Source organism: Streptomyces sp. ATLC9 (genome assembly GCF_057196705.1).
On record NZ_JBXUOY010000094.1, the window covers coordinates 1 to 17104 of the forward strand.

Sequence of the window (17104 nt, forward strand, 5' to 3'; positions counted from 1 at the left end):
GCGCCGGCCCCCGGTCGGGGAGGGGGGCGGCGCCGCGGGGTGTGTGTCCGTGGCGGGCGGACGGCCGTCCGAAGCGGCCGTCCGCACCGTACGGACGGCTGGGGTGGGTCAGACGGTCAGTGCGCGGTCGGTCGGCCTGATCGGGGCCGGCAGGGAGCTGGTGCCGGTCAGGTGGCGGTCCACGGCCCTGGCCGCGGAGCGGCCTTCGGCGATGGCCCACACGATCAGGGACTGGCCGCGGCCGGCGTCGCCGGCGACGTAGACGCCCTCGACGTTGGTGGCGTAGTCGGCGTCGCGGGCGACGTTGCCGCGCTCGTCCAGTTCCAGGCCGAACTGCTCGACCAGGCCGTTGTCCCTGTCGATGCCGGTGAAGCCCATGGCCAGGGTGACGAGCTGGGCCGGGATGCGCTTCTCGGTGCCCGGCTTGGGCTCGGGCCTTCCGTTCTTGAACTCGACCTCGACCAGGTGCAGGGCCTGGACGTTGCCGTCCTCGTCGCCCTCGAAGTGGGTGGTGGAGACGGAGTAGACCCTCTCGCCGCCCTCCTCGTGCGCGGAGGTGACCTTGTAGAGCATGGGGAAGGTGGGCCAGGGCTGGCCGACCGGGTCGCGCTCGTCGCTGGGCCGGGGCATGATCTCCAGCTGGGTGACGGAGGCCGCGCCCTGGCGGTGGGCTGTTCCGACGCAGTCGGCACCGGTGTCGCCGCCGCCGATGACGACGACGTGCTTGCCCTCGGCGGTGATCGGCGGTGCGATGTAGTCGCCTTCCTGGACCTTGTTGGCCAGGGGCAGGTACTCCATCGCCTGGTGGACGCCGTTCAGTTCGCGGCCGGGCACAGGCAGGTCGCGGGCGGTGGTGGAGCCGGCGGCGATGACGACGGCGTCGTAGCGCCTGCGCAGGCCGGCGGCGTCGATGTCGCGGCCGATCTCCACTCCGGTGCGGAACTTGGTGCCCTCCGCGCGCATCTGCTCGATGCGGCGGTTGATGTGGCGCTTCTCCATCTTGAACTCGGGGATGCCGTAGCGCAGCAGTCCGCCGACGCGGTCGGCGCGCTCGTAGACGGCGACCGTGTGGCCGGCGCGGGTGAGCTGCTGGGCGGCGGCCAGACCGGCGGGGCCGGAGCCGATGACGGCGACGGTCTTGCCCGACAGCCGCTCGGGCGGCTGCGGGGTGACGCCGCCGGCCTCCCATGCCTTGTCGATGATGGTGACCTCGACGTTCTTGATGGTCACCGGGGGCTGGTTGATGCCCAGCACGCAGGCGGACTCGCACGGGGCCGGGCACAGCCGCCCGGTGAACTCGGGGAAGTTGTTGGTCGCGTGCAGCCGCTCGCCGGCGGCCTGCCAGTCCCCGCGCCAGGCGTAGTCGTTCCACTCGGGGATGAGGTTGCCCAGCGGGCAGCCGTTGTGGCAGAAGGGGATGCCGCAGTCCATGCACCGGCCGGCCTGCTTGCTGATGATCGGCAGCAGGGAGCCGGGGACGTAGACCTCGTTCCAGTCCTTGAGGCGCTCGGGTACGGGGCGGGTCTCGGCGACCTCGCGGTCGGTGTTCAGGAAGCCCTTGGGATCAGCCATTGGTCGCCGCCTCCATCATCTTCTCGTGGGTCTCGTCCTGGGAGAGTCCGGCTCGCTCGGCGGCGTCCTTGGCGGCGAGCACTGCCTTGTAGGTACGGGGCATGATCTTGCTGAAGCGGCCGGCGGCCTGTTCCCAGTCGGCGAGCAGCCGGCTCGCGACGGTGGAGCCGGTCTCCTCGTGGTGGCGGCGCACGACGTCGTGCAGCCACTGCCGGTCGGTGTCGTCGAGGGGTTCGACGGCTCCGGCGGCGTCGGGGTTGACGTCGCCCGGGTCGAGGTCGATGACGTAGGCGGTGCCGCCGGACATGCCGGCGCCGAAGTTGCGGCCGGTGCGGCCCAGGACGACGGCCGTGCCGCCGGTCATGTACTCGCAGCCGTGGTCGCCCACGCCCTCGGAGACCACCAGGGCGCCGGAGTTGCGGACGCAGAAGCGCTCGCCGACGCTGCCGCGCAGGAACATCTCACCACCGGTGGCGCCGTAGGCGAGGGTGTTGCCCGCGATGGTGGAGTACTCGGCCAGGTGGGAGGCTCCGCGGTCGGGGCGGACGACGACGCGTCCGCCGGACAGGCCCTTGCCGACGTAGTCGTTGGCGTCGCCCTCCAGGCGGAGGGTGACGCCGCGCGGCAGGAAGGCGCCGAAGGACTGGCCGGCGGAGCCGGTGAAGGTGATGTCGATGGTGTCGTCGGGCAGGCCGGCGCCGCCGAACTTCCTCGTCACCTCGTGGCCGAGCATGGTGCCGACCGTCCGGTTGATGTTGCGGATGGGCACCTGGGCGCGTACCGGCCGGGCGTCCTCGGCGGTGTCGGCCGACAGGGCGTCGGCGGCGAGCTTGATCAGCTGGTTGTCCAGGGCCTTGGCCAGGCCGTGGTCCTGGGGGACGACCTGGTGGCGGGCGGCGCCCTCGGGCAGTTCGGGGACGTGCAGCAGCGGGGCCAGGTCCAGTCCCTGGGCCTTCCAGTGGTCGACCGCGCGGCTGACGTCGAGGACCTCGGCGTGGCCGACGGCCTCGTCCAGGCTGCGGAAGCCCAGCTCGGCCAGGAGTTCGCGGACCTCCTCGGCGATGAACTCGAAGAAGTTCACCACGTGGTCGGCCTTGCCGCTGTAGCGGCTGCGCAGCACCGGGTTCTGGGTGGCGATGCCGACGGGGCAGGTGTCCAGGTGGCACACGCGCATCATCACGCAGCCGGAGACGACCAGCGGGGCGGTCGCGAAGCCGTACTCCTCGGCGCCCAGCAGGGCGGCGATGACCACGTCGCGGCCGGTCTTGAGCTGGCCGTCGGTCTGGACGACGATGCGGTCGCGCAGGCCGTTGAGCAGCAGGGTCTGCTGGGTCTCGGCCAGTCCCAGCTCCCAGGGGCCGCCCGCGTGCTTGAGGGAGGTGAGCGGGGAGGCGCCGGTGCCGCCGTCGTGGCCGGAGATCAGCACGACGTCGGCGTGGGCCTTGGAGACCCCGGCCGCGACCGTGCCGACGCCGACCTCGGAGACCAGCTTCACGTGGATGCGGGCGCCGGGGTTGGCGTTCTTCAGGTCGTGGATGAGCTGGGCGAGGTCCTCGATGGAGTAGATGTCGTGGTGCGGCGGCGGGGAGATGAGTCCCACGCCCGGCGTGGAGTGCCGGGTCCTGGCCACCCACGGGTAGACCTTGTGGCCGGGCAGCTGGCCGCCCTCGCCGGGCTTGGCGCCCTGGGCCATCTTGATCTGGATGTCGTCGGAGTTGACCAGGTACTCGGAGGTGACGCCGAAGCGGCCGGAGGCGACCTGCTTGATCGAGGAGCGGCGGGCCGGATCGTACAGCCGCTCGGGGTCCTCGCCGCCCTCGCCGGTGTTGGACTTCGCGCCCAGCCGGTTCATGGCGATGGCGAGGGTCTCGTGGGCCTCCTGGGAGATGGAGCCGTAGGACATGGCGCCGGTGGAGAACCGCTTGACGATCTCGGAGACGGGCTCGACCTCCTCGACGGGGATCGAGGGCCGCTCGGACTTGAGGCCGAACAGACCGCGCAGCGTCATCAGGCGTTCGGACTGCTCGTCCACGCGCCGGGTGTACTGCTTGAAGATGTCGTAGCGGCGGGTGCGGGTGGCGTGCTGGAGACGGAAGACCGTGTCCGGGTCGAACAGGTGCGGCTCGCCCTCACGGCGCCACTGGTACTCGCCGCCGATGTCCAGGTTGCGGTGGGCCGGTGCGATGCCGGAGGCCGGGTAGGCCTTGGCGTGGCGGGCGGCGACCTCCTTGGCGACGACGTCCAGGCCGGCGCCGCCGATCTTGGTGGCGGTGCCGTGGAAGTAGGTGTCGACGAACCCCTGCTCCAGGCCGACGGCCTCGAAGACCTGGGCGCCGCGGTAGGAGGCGACGGTGGAGATGCCCATCTTGGACATGACCTTCAGCACGCCCTTGCCGAGTGCCCTGATCAGGTTGCGGATGGCGGTCTCGGGGTCGGTGTCGCCGGGCAGGAAGGTGCCGGCGCGGACGAGGTCCTCGACGGTCTCCATGGCCAGGTAGGGGTTGACCGCGGCGGCGCCGTAGCCGATGAGCAGGGCGACGTGGTGGACCTCGCGGACGTCTCCGGCCTCGACCAGCAGGCCCACCTGGGTGCGCTGCTTGGTGCGGATGAGGTGGTGGTGGACGGCGGAGGTGAGCAGCAGCGACGGGATCGGCGCGTGCTCGGCGTCACTGTGGCGGTCGGACAGGACGATCAGGCGGGCGCCGTCGGTGATGGCGGCCTCGGCCTCGGCGCAGATCTCGTCGATCCGCTCGGCCAGGGCCGCTCCCCCGCCGCCGACGCGGTAGAGGCCGCAGAGGGTGACGGCCTTCATTCCGGGCATGTCGCCGTCGGCGTTGATGTGGACGAGCTTGGCGAGTTCGTCGTTGTCGATCACCGGGAAGGGCAGAGTGACGCTGCGGCAGGAGGCCGCGGTGGGCTCCAGCAGGTTGCCCTGGGGGCCGAGGGAGGAGATCAGCGAGGTGACCAGTTCCTCGCGGATGGCGTCCAGCGGCGGGTTGGTGACCTGGGCGAACAGCTGGGTGAAGTAGTCGAAGACCAGCCTCGGGCGGGTGGAGAGCGCGGCGATGGGCGAGTCGGTGCCCATCGAGCCGATCGGCTCGGCGCCGGTGCGGGCCATCGGGGCGAGCAGGACGCGCAGTTCCTCCTCGGTGTAGCCGAAGGTCTGCTGGCGGCGGGTGACCGAGGCGTGGGTGTGGACGATGTGCTCGCGCTCGGGCAGGTCCTCCAGCTCGATGATCCCGGCTTCCAGCCACTCCTGGTAGGGGTGCTCGGCGGCGAGGGATGCCTTGATCTCGTCGTCCTCGATGATGCGGTGCTCGGCGGTGTCCACCAGGAACATGCGGCCGGGCTGGAGGCGGCCCTTGCGGACGACCCTGTCCTGGTCGATGTCCAGGACACCGACCTCGGAGGAGAGGACGACCAGGCCGTCGTCGGTGACCCAGTAGCGTCCCGGGCGCAGTCCGTTGCGGTCCAGGACGGCGCCGACCTGGGTGCCGTCGGTGAAGGTGACGCAGGCCGGTCCGTCCCAGGGCTCCATCATCGTGGAGTGGTACTGGTAGAAGGCGCGGCGGGCGGGGTCCATGGAGGGGTGGTTCTCCCACGCCTCGGGGACCATCATCAGCACCGCGTGGGGCAGGGAGCGGCCGCCGAGGTGGAGCAGTTCCAGGACCTCGTCGAAGGTGGCGGAGTCGGAGGCGTCCGGGGTGCAGACGGGGAAGATCCGCTCCAGGTTCCCGGCGTCCTTGCCGCCGAGGAGGTCGGAGACCAGCTGGGACTCGCGGGCGCGCATCCAGTTGCGGTTGCCGCGGACGGTGTTGATCTCGCCGTTGTGGGCGACGAAGCGGTAGGGGTGGGCCAGCGGCCAGCTGGGGAAGGTGTTGGTGGAGAACCGCGAGTGGACCAGGGCGATGGCGCTGGCGAAGCGGCGGTCGGACAGGTCGGGGAAGAAGGGCTCGAGCTGCCCGGTGGTCAGCATGCCCTTGTAGACCATCGTCCGCGCGGACAGCGACGGGAAGTAGGTGCCGGCCTCGCGCTCGGCGCGCTTGCGCAGCACGAACGCCTTGCGGTCCAGGGCCAGGCCGGTGTTCACTCCGTCGGCCACGAACAGCTGGCGGAAGGCGGGCATGGTGGTGCGGGCGCCGCTGCCCAGCATCTGCGGGGCGACGGGAACCTCGCGCCAGCCCAGGACGTTCAGGCCCTCCTCGGCGGCGATCGCCTCGATGCGTGCGGTGGCCTCGGCGCGGTCGGTCTCGCCGGTGGGGAGGAAGGCGATGCCCGCGGCGTACGAGCCCGCCTCGGGCAGTTCGAAGCCGGCGGTCTCGCGCAGGAAGGCGTCGGGGACCTGGACCAGGATGCCCGCGCCGTCGCCGGAGTCGGCCTCGGCACCGGTGGCGCCGCGGTGCTCCAGATTCCGCAGGACGGTCAGGGCCTGGTCGACCAGTGCGTGGCTCGCCTCACCTGTGAGGGTGGCCACGAAGCCGACGCCGCAGGCGTCGTGCTCGTCGCGCGGGTCGTACATTCCCTGCTTGGCAGGGTAGGCCGTCAGGGGCGCAGCACGCATCGGCTCTCCCGTCGTCATGTGGGGCTTGGTGGCGCTTTCCGGATCGGGTCCGGGGAGCGCCGAGGGACGACGTTGGCCCTCTGCGGAACAAATTTTCGTGCAGGTTACATGATGAGGTTTCTTCCCAAGAGCGGACACCTCGGTCCATCATGCGGACCTGCGAGGGGGGTCGAATCGGACATACGGCGTGCTGCCGCTGCGTGGATCCGGGCGGGCGCCGGCGACACTGCCAGAAGCGCTCGTTGTTCATTCCCAACGGTGACACGGCTGAAACCGGCGGGTAACAGAGGAGCGCGGGATTTCGGAGTTGAACAGCTCACACCGGGCGGGCCGGACCGGGCGCGGGCCCGCGCGGCGGGCTCAGCCCACGGCTACTCCGAACAGAGTACCGAGTCCGTAGGTCACCGCGGCGGCCGCGCCGCCCAGGGTGAGCTGCCGCAGCCCGCTGTACCACCACGGGCGCACGGTGATCTTGGAGACCAGCACACCGCACAGGAACAGGCCCAGCAGCGCCACCAGCACGGCGGGCCACAGCACGGCGGCACCCAGCAGATAGGGCAGCACGGGGATCAGCGCGCCCACCGCGAAGGAGAGGAAGGAGGAGACGGCGGCGACCGCGGGCGAGGGCAGCTCGCCCGGGTCCACGCCCAGCTCCTCGCGCGCGTGGATCTCCAGGGCCTGTTCGGGATCCCTGGACAGCTGCTCGGCGACCTTCGCCGCCAGCTCGGGTTCCACGCCCCGGCCCACGTACAGCTCGGCCAGCTCCCGCCGCTCGTCCTCGGGGTTGCGGTGCAGCTCGCGCCGCTCCACGTCCAGCTCGGCCAGGACCAGCTCGCGCTGGGAGGCCACCGAGGTGTACTCGCCGGCCGCCATGGAGAAGGCTCCGGCGGCCAGACCGGCCAGACCGCTGATGATGATCACGTTGCGGTCCACGTCACCGCCGGCGACGCCCGTCATCAGGGCGAGGTTGGAGACCAGTCCGTCCATCGCCCCGAAGACGGCCGGGCGCAGCCAGCCGCCGGTCACGTCGCGGTGGGTGTGGTTGTCGCGGTGCGCGGAGTTCGGCGCCCCGGGCCGCAGGGTGGTCTCGGTCCCGCTTCCGGTCATGGACGACATCCGCCTGCCTCCTGTGTCCCCCGTCTGGTGCCCGATGTCTCGACCGTACGTCCACCTTGGGGTTCGATTCCAGCAAGGCAGGCCGAACTTACCTCGCTGACCGGGGGTGGCGCGGCGCCGGGGACACCCCCCCGCCCGCGCCGGGGGGGCGGGCCCGGGGCCTGTGCGGTTCTCGCCGCCGGGTCAGCCCGTGGTGGAGGCGGACGTCCCTCCGGCGGGCTCGGCGCGCTCCGGTCCGCCCGTCCGGTCCCCCACGGCCTTCCCCGTGTCCCCGGCGGAGCCCTCCGCCGTCGCACCGTCGCCGGTACCGGTGCCCTCGGAGCCGTCGGGACCGGCGCTGGCGGTCTTCTCCGCCGCCGGCTCCACCACGTCCTCACGCCCGGGGCGGAGCCTGGCCGAGAGGACGATGTAGGCCACCGCCGCCAGGAAGACGGCGATCGAGGTCCAGTTGTTCAGACGCAGGCCCCAGATCTCGTGGGCCTCGTCGATGCGCAGGTACTCGATCCAGAAGCGCCCCGCCGTGTAGGCCGCGACGTACAGCGCGAAGGCACGGCCGTGGCCGAGGCGGAAGCGGCGGTCGGCCCAGATGACCAGCAGGGCGACGCCCACGCACCACAGCGACTCGTACAGGAAGGTGGGGTGGAAGGTGCCGGTGTCGACGCCGTTGTCGATCTCCACGGCCCACGGCAGGTCCGTGGGACGCCCGTACAGCTCCTGGTTGAACCAGTTGCCCCAGCGTCCGATGGCCTGGGCGAGCGCGATGCCGGGGGCGATGGCGTCCGCGTAGGCGGGCAGCGGGATGCCCCTCCTTCGGCAGGCGATCCAGGCGCCCACCGCGCCCAGTGCGATCGCTCCCCAGATGCCGAGGCCGCCCTCCCAGATCTTGAAGGCGTCGACCCAGTCACGGCCCTCGCCGAAGTAGAGCTGGTAGTCGGTGACGACGTGGTAGAGACGGCCGCCGACCAGGCCGAACGGCACGGCCCACACGGCGATGTCGGCGACCGTGCCGGGCTGCCCGCCACGGGCGACCCAGCGCTTCCCGCCGAGCCAGACCGCGGCGAAGACGCCGACGATGATGCAGAACGCGTAGCCCCGCAGCGGGATCGGTCCGATGACGATCTCGCCCGACGACGGGCTGGGGATGAAGGCAAGGGTTTCCATGACCCCACGAACGCTACCGTGCCTCGCCCCCGGGCGCCGCTCCGCCCGGCAACGGGTGCGTAACGCGCGCGGACGGTGGCGGACGGTGCGAGGGCCCCGCGGCGCGCGGGAGGCCGCCCGGTTCCGGGGCGGTCCCGCATCCCGCGCCCGGGTGCGCGCTCCGCGGCCGTTTCCCCCCGCGGGGGTGACCGCTCGGCGCGGAAAGGCGACCGTTCGGCGCACGACGGTCTACCGTTCGGCGCGCGTATCCGGCGTTCGCCGCACACCGCGATCAGCGTCTTCACCGCGAGTGTGACGCACCTTACGTTCCCCGCATTCCTTTTCCGCTCCCGTACGTCGTGTCGTATCGCGTCGTGTCGATGAAGGAGGCGGCAGTGTCCGCAGACCGTCCACAACAGACCCTGGACCCCGCCGGGGACGCGGAGGACCGCATGGTGGCCATGCACGGCGATCCGCGTTTCGACCAGCTCAGGCGGAGCCTGATGAGGTTCGTGCTCCCGGTGAGCGTCGGCTTCCTCGCCTGGTACCTGCTGTACGTGCTGATGTCCGCCTACGCCCGTGACGTGATGTCCGCGGTCCTGTTCGGCGACGTCAACGTGGCCCTGGTGTTCGGGATCCTCCAGTTCGCCAGCACCTTCGGCATCGCGATCATGTACGCGCGCTACGCCGACCGGAAGGTCGACCCGCTCGCGGAGGACCTGAGGGCCGAGCTGACCGGCGCGTCGGCCGGCCGGACGGGGGGACGGGCATGACGACCGCCGCTTCCCAGGCGCTCCTGGCCGCCGAAGAGGTCAGCTCCAGCGGCCGCACCCTGACCATCCTGGTGTTCATCGTCATGATCGCCGTGACGCTCGGCGTCACGGTGTGGGCGGGCCGCCAGACCAAGTCCGCGGCCGACTTCCACTCCGGCGGGCGCGAGTTCACCGGTATGCAGAACGGCTTCGCCATCGGCAGCGACTACATGTCCGCCGCCTCCTTCCTGGGCATCGCGGGCATGATCGCGCTGTTCGGCTACGACGGCTTCCTGTACTCCATCGGCTTCCTCGTCGCCTGGCTGGTGGCCCTGCTGCTGGTCGCCGAGCTGCTGCGCAACTCCGGCCGGTTCACCATGGCCGACGTGCTGTCGTACCGGATGCGGCAGCGCCCGGTGCGCACCGCCGCGGCCGTGTCCACCATCACCGTGTCGATCTTCTACCTGCTGGCCCAGATGGTCGGCGCCGGCGCGGTCGTCGCCCTCCTGCTGGGCATCCGGCCGGGCGAGACGTACCTGGGCATGGACGCCGACACCGCCAAGATCGTGGGCATCGTCGTCGTCGGCGTCCTGATGACCCTGTACGTGACCTTCGGCGGCATGAAGGGCACCACCTGGGTGCAGATCATCAAGGCCGGCATGCTGATGGGCGGCACCATCATCCTGGCCGCGCTGGTGATGGCCGTCTACGGCTTCGACTTCGGCGAGCTGATGAGCGACGCCGCGAACGCCAGCGGCGCCGGGCAGTCCTTCCTGGAACCGGGGCTGCGGTACGGCGTCGAGGTGCCCGGTGACGCCCTGCAGACGATGTGGAACAAGCTCGACCTGATCAGCCTCGGTCTGGCCCTGGTGCTGGGCACCGCGGGTCTGCCGCACATCCTGATCCGCTTCTACACCGTCCCGGACTCCAAGGCCGCCCGCGAGTCCGTCAACTGGGGCATCGGCCTGATCGGCTCGTTCTACCTGATGACCCTGATCCTGGGCTTCGGCGCCGCGGCCCTGGTGGGCAAGGAGGCCATCACCGCCCAGGACGCGGCGGGCAACACCGCCGCGCCACAGCTGGCCCGGGAGGTGGGCGAGCACTTCGGCGGCGAGTTCCTCGGCTCGGTGATGCTGGCGGTCATCGCGGCCGTCGCCTTCGCGGCGATCCTGTCCACGGTGGCCGGCCTGGTCATCGCCTCCTCCTCGTCCCTGGCGCACGACTTCTACAACAGCGTGGTGCGCAAGGGCCGGGCCTCCGAGCACGAGGAGATCAAGGTCGCCCGTCTGTCGGCCTTCGGCATCGGCGCCGCGTCGATCGTCCTGGCGATCTTCGCCCAGAGCCTCAACGTGGCCTTCCTGGTCGGTCTGGCCTTCGCCATCGCCGCCTCGGCCAACCTGCCGACCCTGCTGCTGAGCCTGTTCTGGAAGCGGTTCAACACCCGGGGCGCCGTCGCCGGCATCTACGGCGGTCTGATCGGCGCGGTCGGTCTGGTGATCTTCTCGCCGGTGTTCTCCGGCACCGGGAAGGCCCTGATCCCGGGCATCGACATCGCCTGGTTCCCGCTGACCAACCCGGGTCTGGTCTCCATCCCGCTGGGCCTGCTGTGCGCGATCGTCGGCACGCTGTCCTCGGGCGAGAGCAACCCGCGGCGCTTCGCCGAACTCCAGGTGCGGGCCCTGACCGGGGCCGGCGCCGAGGGCGCGGCCAAGCACTGACCGCACCGGCCGGGCCCGCCCGCCTCCTGGGGGGCGGGCCCTTCGGCCCCCGGTGGCGGGGGGCTTCTCCGCCGGCGTGACCCCCACACACGACGCCGGACCCGTCACCGGGCCCATGGGGAGCCCTTCGAAGCAGGTTCGAAGGGCTCCCCGTCGCCATTTGTCGCGTTATACGGTCGCAGTGTGGCCAGAAGATCGTGGATCGGCGTCCGCCGCGGGCGGACGGGCCGGACGGGCCCGGCCGGGTCCGGCCTGCCCGGGACCATGGGCGTGCTGCGGGAGGTACGGCTGATCGGCGCGGACCTCCAGGACGGTCTGCACGGCAGCCGGGCCCTGGCCGCGGCCCGCCGCATCCGGCGGCTGGTGGGCGCCGAGGCCGTCGTGCTCGCCGACCTCGACGGGCCCGTCGCCCGGCACGGCGCACTGCCGCGGGGCACCGACCTGGACGCGGTGCTCGCCCAGGTGTACGAGCACGGCACCGTCCTCCGCAAGCCCCCGCTGTGCGCCGCCCCGCTGCTGGTGGCGGACGAGCTGACCGGCTGCCTGGTCGTCAGCGGTTCCGCTGACGAGCGGGCGCTGGACGAGGGCGAGGTGGCCGAGGTGGCGGAGCTGGTGTCGCAGGCGCTGGACCACACCGAGCTGCGCAGCGCCCGGGCCCGGATCGCGGCGGCGGACCTGCGCACCCTGCGGGCCCAGATCTCCCCGCACTTCGTCCACAACTCCCTGGCCGTCATCGCCGCGCACATCCGCACCGATCCCGGCCGCGCCCGCCGCCTGCTCACCGATTTCGCCGACTACCTGCGCTACAGCTTCTCCACGGCCGGCGACTACGTGACAGTCGCCGACGAGCTGCAGGCCACCCAGACGTACCTGGAGCTGCAGCGCGCCCGGTTCGACGACCGGATGGAGATCACCGTCCGGATGGCGCCGGAGGTTCTTCCCGTCGCCCTCCCCTTCCTCGTCGTCCAGCCCATAGTGGAAAATGCCGTGCGCCACGGTCTGGAGAAGAAGGCCGGACCCGGACACATCGGCGTCTCGGGGTTCGGCCAGGGCCCGCTGTGCGTCATCGAGGTCGAGGACGACGGCGTGGGCATGGAGCCGGAACTCGCACGGGCGATCCTCGCCGGAGTCGGTCCTCCGGCGAGGAACGTCGGTCTGGCCAATGTGGACCGGCGGCTCCGTACCGTGTACGGCCCGGAGTACGGCCTCGTCATCGAGACCGCGCCCGGCAATGGCACCAGGGTGACGATCAGGGTGCCGCGATTCATGCGAGGAGTGGTTACGCAATGAGCAGCGCGCCGCGGGCCCTTCAGGTCCTCGTCGTCGAGGACGAGGCGTCCACCCGCGAGGAGCTCGCCGACCTCCTGGCGGACACACCCGAGGTCGGCGAGGTGTACGCCGCCGAGAGCGGCGCCCGGGCGGTGCAGCTGCTGGGCGCGACCGCCTTCGACGCGGTCTTCCTGGACATCTCGATGCCCGGCCTGGACGGCATGGACGTCGCCCGGGTCATCAGCCAGCTCTCGGCGCCGCCCTCCATCGTCTTCGTCACCGCCTCGGAGTCCCACGCCATCGAGGCCTTCGGCATCGGGGCGGTGGACTACCTGCTCAAGCCCGTCCGGCCCGAGCGGCTGGCCGAGTCGGTGGCCCGGATCGGCGCCACGCGGCGGGCCGCGTCCTCGGGCGGGCAGGGCGCGGAGGAGCCGCGCGACGAGCTGGCGGTGGTCCAGATCGACCACGGCCGCCGGACGGTGTTCGTGCGGCGTGACGACATCCAGTTCGTGGAGGCCCACGGCGACTACATACGGCTGCACACCGAGCAGGGCACGCATCTGATCCGGCTGTCGCTGTCGTACCTGGAGGAGATCTGGGCTCCGGCGGGCTTCGTGCGGGCGCACCGCGGCTATCTGGTGGCCGTCGGCTGGGTCCACGACCTGCGGGTCACCAGCTCGTCGGGGCTGGTGGCGTGCACTCCGGCCGGTGACGTGCCGGTCAGCCGCCGCCACGCCCGGGGTCTGAAGGAGCAGCTGCTGGAGGCCGCGCGCAGCGGCCGGCTGGGCAGAGCGGCCCGGTGAAGAGCCCGGTCAGGGGCGGCCAGCTCGGCGGTCCGCGCCGGGCGAAGGTCACCAGTCCGCAGACCCGTATCGCCCTGGCCCGCGGGCACCGCCGCCATCCGCAGCTGCTGCCGCTGCCCGCACCGGCCGACGCCGAGGCCGCCCGTGCCGTGTTCGCCGAGCAGCGCCGCACCGCGCTGCGGACGGTTCTCCTGCTGGGGGTGGTGCTGTTCGGTTCCAGCGGGACGATCGCCGCGCTGCCGGTGCTGGACCGGCTCTCCGTGGCGGGTGTTCCGGTGTCCTGGCTGGTACTGGTGGTGGCCACCTACCCGGTGCTGCTGCTGTTGGCCCTGTGCCATGTGCGCCGCGCCGAGCGTGCGGAGAACTCCGCGGACGCGGAAACGGGCACGGGCGCCGGGAGCGGCCCGTGACCGCCGTGACCGCGATCGGCCTGATCCTGGTCGCCAGCCTGGCCATCGGCCTGTACGGCGTCCACGCGGCCCGCACCAGCCCGGACTTCCTCGTGGCCTCACGCCGTATCGCCCCCGGCTGGAACGCCATGGCGATCGCCGGGGAGTACGTGTCGGCCGCCTCGGTGCTCGGTCTGGCCGGGCTGATGCTGAAGGACGGCGTCGGGGCGATGTGGTACGCCGTCGGCTTCACCGCCGGGTACGTCGCGGTGGTGGCGCTGGTGGCCGGACCGATGCGGCGATCGGGGGCGTTCACGGTGCCCGACTTCGCCGAGTACCGGCTGGGCTCGCCCGCGATCCGCAAGCTGTGCGGGGTGATCGTACTGGTGATCATGTGGCTCTATCTGGTGCCGCAGTTCAAGGGCGCCGGGGTGGTCCTGAGCCTGGTCAGCGGTACCCCTTACTGGGTGGGCGTGGTGCTGGCCGGACTGGTGGTGAGCGCGTCGATCACGGTGGGCGGCATGCGGTCGGCCACCTACGTCCAGGCGTTCCACTACCTGGTCAAGCTGGCCTTCATCGCGGTGCCGGCGATCTACCTGATCGTGCACGTCGGCGCGGAGACGCGCACCGAGGCGCTGCGGCCGGCCCGGGAGGCGGGCCCGGCCGCCGAGGAGTGGACCCGTCCGCTGATCGACATCCAGGGGGCGGGGATGCCGCTGCTGTCCACCTGGTCGGTGCTGCTGGCCACCACGCTGGGCGCCATCGGGCTGCCCCATGTGATCATGCGCTTCCACACCAGTCCCACGGCCCGGGCCGCCCGCCGGGTGGCCGTGCTGGTGATCGGCCTGCTGGGCCTGTTCTACCTGTTCCCGGCCGTTTACGGACTGCTGGGGCGGGTGCTGACCCCTCACCTGGTGCACAGCAACGCCACCGACACCGTCTCCGTCGTCCTGCCTGGGGCGGCCGTGCCGGGGACGCTGGGGAGCGTACTGACGGCGCTGGTGGCCACGGGCGCGTTCGCCGCCTTCCTGTCCACCTCCTCCGGGCTGCTGCTGGCCCTGGCCGGCGGGCTCTCCCACGACCTGTTCGGCGGTGGGGTGACCAGGCTGCGCCTGGCGGTGGCGGCGGGGGCGCTGGTGGCGGTGCTGCTGTCGCTGCCCGCCGCGCACCTGGACATCAACGTGGTGGTCGGCTGGGCGTTCGCGGTGGCGGCCTCCACGTTCTGCCCGCTGCTGGTGCTGGGCATCTGGTGGACGCGGCTGACGGTCGCGGGCGCGGCGGCCGGGCTGGCCACCGGGGTGGTCACGGCGACGGGGGCCGCGGTGCTGTCCGCCCTCACGCAGCCGTCGTCGGCCTGGCTGACCGTGCTGCTGGCCCAGCCCGCCGCCTGGACCGTTCCGCTGGCGTTCCTCACGATGATCGCGGTCTCGCTGCGCGGCGTCCCGGCCGACTGGTCCGAGCGTGCCGTGCTGCGGCTGCACGCTCCCTGACGGGCGCGCACCCGGGAGCACGGGCGGGCCCGGGGGCGCATGGTCGTCCACCGCACGCCCCCGGGCCCGTGGCCTCGGCCCCGCTCAGCCGCGGCGCCGTACGCCCTCGGCCAGCTCGCCCGCGAGTTCGCGGACCGCGGCCAGACCGGCCTCCGGGTCGCCCTCGTGGTCCAGCAGCCGCTTGACGAAGGCCGATCCGACGATGACACCGTCCGCGAAGGCGGCCACCTCCGCGGCCTGCCGCGCGTTCGAGACGCCCAGTCCGACGCAGACCGGCAGGTCGGTGGTGGCACGGGTGCGGCGCACCAGTTCCTCCGCCTCCTGTCCCACCGACTCGCGGGTGCCGGTGACGCCCATCAGGGAGGCGGCGTAGACGAAGCCGCTGCCGGCCTCGGTGATCCTCGCCAGCCGCTCGTCGCGGCTGCTGGGGGCGACCACGAAGACGGTCGCAAGGCCCTGCTGCTCGGCGGCCTTGCGCCACACCTCGGACTCCTCGACCGGCAGGTCGGGCAGGATGCAGCCGGCGCCGCCCGCCTCGGCCAGCTCGGCGGCGAACCGCTCGGCGCCGTAGCGGTCGACGGGGTTCCAGTACGTCATGCACAGCACCGGCGCGCCGGTGGCGGCGTGCGTCTCGCGCACGGTGCGCAGCACGTCCGCGATGCGCACACCGCCGCGCAGGGCGATGTCGTCGGCGGTCTGGATGACCGGCCCGTCCAGCACCGGATCGCTGTGCGGCAGCCCGACCTCGACGATGTCGCAGCCGCCCTCCAGCAGGGCGGTGCAGGCGGCGACGCCGCCGTCCACGGTGGGGAAGCCCGCGGGCAGATAGCCCACCAGCGCGGCCCGTCCCTCCTCCTTCGCCCCGGCCAGGACGCGTCCCAGCAGTTCCGCACGGCCCGCCATCACTCGGCCCCCTTCACGGTGTCCGCACCGTCGTACAGCCCGAAGTAGCGGGCGGCGGTGTCCATGTCCTTGTCGCCGCGGCCGGAGAGGTTCACCAGCAGCAGCGCCTCCGGGCCCAGCTCGCGGCCGACCTCCAGCGCGCCGGCCAGCGCGTGCGCGCTCTCGATGGCCGGGATGATGCCCTCGGTCTCCGACAGCAGGCGCAGCGCCCGCATCGCCTCGTCGTCGGTGACCGGGCGGTACTCGCCGCGCCCGGTGTCCTTGAGGTAGGAGTGCTCGGGGCCGATGCCGGGGTAGTCCAGCCCGGCGGAGATGGAGTACGGCTCGGTGATCTGGCCCTCGTCGTCCTGCAGGACGTAGGAGCGCGAGCCGTGCAGGATGCCCGGCTCACCGGCCGTCAGGGTGGCCGCGTGCTCGCCGGAGTCCACGCCGTGCCCGGCGGCCTCCAGACCGATCAGGCGCACGGAGGCGTCGGGGATGAAGGCGTGGAACAGGCCGATGGCGTTGGAGCCGCCGCCGACGCAGGCCAGCGCGGCGTCCGGCAGCCGCCCGGTGCGCTGGAGGATCTGCCGCCGGGCCTCGACGCCGATGACGCGGTGGAAGTCGCGCACCAGCGCCGGGAAGGGGTGGGGGCCGGCGACGGTGCCGAAGAGGTAGTGGGTGCGGTCGACGTTGGCGACCCAGTCGCGGAACGCCTCGTTGATGGCGTCCTTCAGAGTGCGGCTGCCGGAGGCGACGGGGACGACCTCGGCGCCCAGCATCCTCATCCGGGCGACGTTGAGCGCCTGGCGCTGAGTGTCGATCTCGCCCATGTAGACGGTGCACTCCAGGCCGAACAGGGCGCAGGCGGTCGCGGTGGCGACCCCGTGCTGGCCCGCGCCGGTCTCGGCGATGACACGGGTCTTGCCCATGCGCCGGGTCAGCAGCGCCTGCCCCAGCACGTTGTTGATCTTGTGCGAGCCGGTGTGGTTGAGGTCCTCGCGCTTGAGGAAGACCCGGGCGCCGCCGGCGTGCTCGGCGAACCGCCGCACCTCGGTCAGCGCACTGGGCCGGCCGGTGTAGTTGACGAGCAGGTCCTCGAGTTCGGCGGTGAAGGCGGGATCGGCCTTGGCCTTCTCGTACTCGGCGGCCACCTCGTCCACGGCGGCGACGAGCGCCTCCGGGATGAACTTGCCGCCGAAGGCGCCGAAGTAGCCCTCGGCTGTCGGCACCCGGCCCTCGGGATCGGGAACGAAGAAGTCGGTGGACATCCGACATGCTCCTTGTCGGGGCGCATGCCCCAGGAAGGGATGGTCACGGGAGGCGGTGGAACGCACCGGCCCGGAGGGCGGGTGCGGTGTGCGGCCGGGGCGGGCGCGTGGCCGCCGGCGGGGCCCCGCAGAGGCGTGGGG

Annotated in this window: 12 protein-coding genes; 6 read left to right on the plus strand and 6 right to left on the minus strand. The window is 72.2% G+C overall.

The genetic code is table 11. From position 1 onward, the window contains the following. Positions 1-108: 108 nt before the first annotated feature. The 4 genes from AC2CJA_RS12585 to lgt form a co-directional block, all read right to left on the minus strand. Positions 109-1572 (minus strand): glutamate synthase subunit beta, encoded by a 1464-nt coding sequence (locus tag AC2CJA_RS12585; protein ID WP_484602769.1) that lies wholly within the window; start codon positions 1570-1572, stop codon positions 109-111. Next, positions 1565-6133 (minus strand): glutamate synthase large subunit, encoded by a 4569-nt coding sequence (gene gltB, locus AC2CJA_RS12590; protein WP_484602770.1) that lies wholly within the window; start codon positions 6131-6133, stop codon positions 1565-1567. The genes AC2CJA_RS12585 and gltB overlap by 8 nt, the downstream gene beginning before the upstream one ends. 360 nt (positions 6134-6493) lie before the next feature. Continuing rightward, on the minus strand, positions 6494-7240 hold the full coding sequence (locus AC2CJA_RS12595) for a VIT1/CCC1 transporter family protein (RefSeq protein ID WP_484602780.1): 747 nt from the start codon (positions 7238-7240) through the stop codon (positions 6494-6496). A gap of 192 nt (positions 7241-7432) precedes the next feature. After that, positions 7433-8410, minus strand: coding sequence for a prolipoprotein diacylglyceryl transferase (gene lgt, locus AC2CJA_RS12600; RefSeq protein WP_484602771.1), 978 nt, complete (start codon positions 8408-8410; stop codon positions 7433-7435). A gap of 374 nt (positions 8411-8784) precedes the next feature. On the opposite strand from lgt, the gene AC2CJA_RS12605 reads away from it, so the two are divergent. The 6 genes from AC2CJA_RS12605 to AC2CJA_RS12630 all read left to right on the plus strand — a co-directional run bounded on the left by AC2CJA_RS12605 (position 8785) and on the right by AC2CJA_RS12630 (position 14810). Beyond that, entirely contained in the window at positions 8785-9162 is a 378-nt protein-coding gene (locus AC2CJA_RS12605) for a DUF485 domain-containing protein (protein ID WP_484602772.1), read from the plus strand. Continuing rightward, the gene (locus AC2CJA_RS12610; protein ID WP_484602773.1) at positions 9159-10859 is read left to right on the plus strand and encodes a solute symporter family protein; all 1701 of its coding nucleotides are present in this window, start codon (positions 9159-9161) and stop codon (positions 10857-10859) included. The genes AC2CJA_RS12605 and AC2CJA_RS12610 overlap by 4 nt, the downstream gene beginning before the upstream one ends. Positions 10860-11042: 183 nt before the next feature. Continuing rightward, positions 11043-12149 carry a sensor histidine kinase gene (locus AC2CJA_RS12615; protein WP_484602774.1) on the plus strand — a complete coding sequence of 369 codons (1107 nt, stop codon included), beginning with the start codon at positions 11043-11045 and terminating at the stop codon, positions 12147-12149. Then, entirely contained in the window at positions 12146-12931 is a 786-nt protein-coding gene (locus tag AC2CJA_RS12620; protein WP_484602775.1) for a LytR/AlgR family response regulator transcription factor, read from the plus strand. Before AC2CJA_RS12615 ends, AC2CJA_RS12620 begins: the two co-directional genes overlap by 4 nt. Then, the gene (locus AC2CJA_RS12625) at positions 12928-13341 is read left to right on the plus strand and encodes a hypothetical protein (RefSeq protein WP_484602776.1); all 414 of its coding nucleotides are present in this window, start codon (positions 12928-12930) and stop codon (positions 13339-13341) included. The genes AC2CJA_RS12620 and AC2CJA_RS12625 overlap by 4 nt, the downstream gene beginning before the upstream one ends. Next, a complete protein-coding gene (locus AC2CJA_RS12630) occupies positions 13338-14810 on the plus strand; it encodes a sodium/solute symporter (RefSeq protein ID WP_484602777.1) in 1473 nt (490 codons plus the stop codon). Before AC2CJA_RS12625 ends, AC2CJA_RS12630 begins: the two co-directional genes overlap by 4 nt. An 84-nt stretch (positions 14811-14894) precedes the next feature. On the opposite strand, the gene trpA is transcribed toward AC2CJA_RS12630, so the two are convergent. Further along, on the minus strand, positions 14895-15713 hold the full coding sequence (gene trpA / locus AC2CJA_RS12635; protein ID WP_484602778.1) for a tryptophan synthase subunit alpha: 819 nt from the start codon (positions 15711-15713) through the stop codon (positions 14895-14897). Further along, the gene (gene trpB, locus AC2CJA_RS12640) at positions 15713-16963 is read right to left on the minus strand and encodes a tryptophan synthase subunit beta (RefSeq protein WP_484602779.1); all 1251 of its coding nucleotides are present in this window, start codon (positions 16961-16963) and stop codon (positions 15713-15715) included. The genes trpA and trpB overlap by 1 nt, the downstream gene beginning before the upstream one ends. Positions 16964-17104: the final 141 nt, after the last annotated feature.

Excerpts from the sequence above, each read along its gene's own strand:
- AC2CJA_RS12585 (WP_484602769.1), bottom strand. The coding sequence starts at position 1,572 with ATGGCTGATCCCAAGGGCTTCCTGAACACCGACCGCGAGGTCGCCGAG.
- gltB (WP_484602770.1), bottom strand. The coding sequence starts at position 6,133 with ATGCGTGCTGCGCCCCTGACGGCCTACCCTGCCAAGCAGGGAATGTAC.
- AC2CJA_RS12595 (WP_484602780.1), bottom strand. The coding sequence starts at position 7,240 with ATGACCGGAAGCGGGACCGAGACCACCCTGCGGCCCGGGGCGCCGAAC.
- lgt (WP_484602771.1), bottom strand. The coding sequence starts at position 8,410 with ATGGAAACCCTTGCCTTCATCCCCAGCCCGTCGTCGGGCGAGATCGTC.
- AC2CJA_RS12610 (WP_484602773.1), top strand. The coding sequence starts at position 9,159 with ATGACGACCGCCGCTTCCCAGGCGCTCCTGGCCGCCGAAGAGGTCAGC.
- AC2CJA_RS12620 (WP_484602775.1), top strand. The coding sequence starts at position 12,146 with ATGAGCAGCGCGCCGCGGGCCCTTCAGGTCCTCGTCGTCGAGGACGAG.
- trpA (WP_484602778.1), bottom strand. The coding sequence starts at position 15,713 with ATGGCGGGCCGTGCGGAACTGCTGGGACGCGTCCTGGCCGGGGCGAAG.
- trpB (WP_484602779.1), bottom strand. The coding sequence starts at position 16,963 with ATGTCCACCGACTTCTTCGTTCCCGATCCCGAGGGCCGGGTGCCGACA.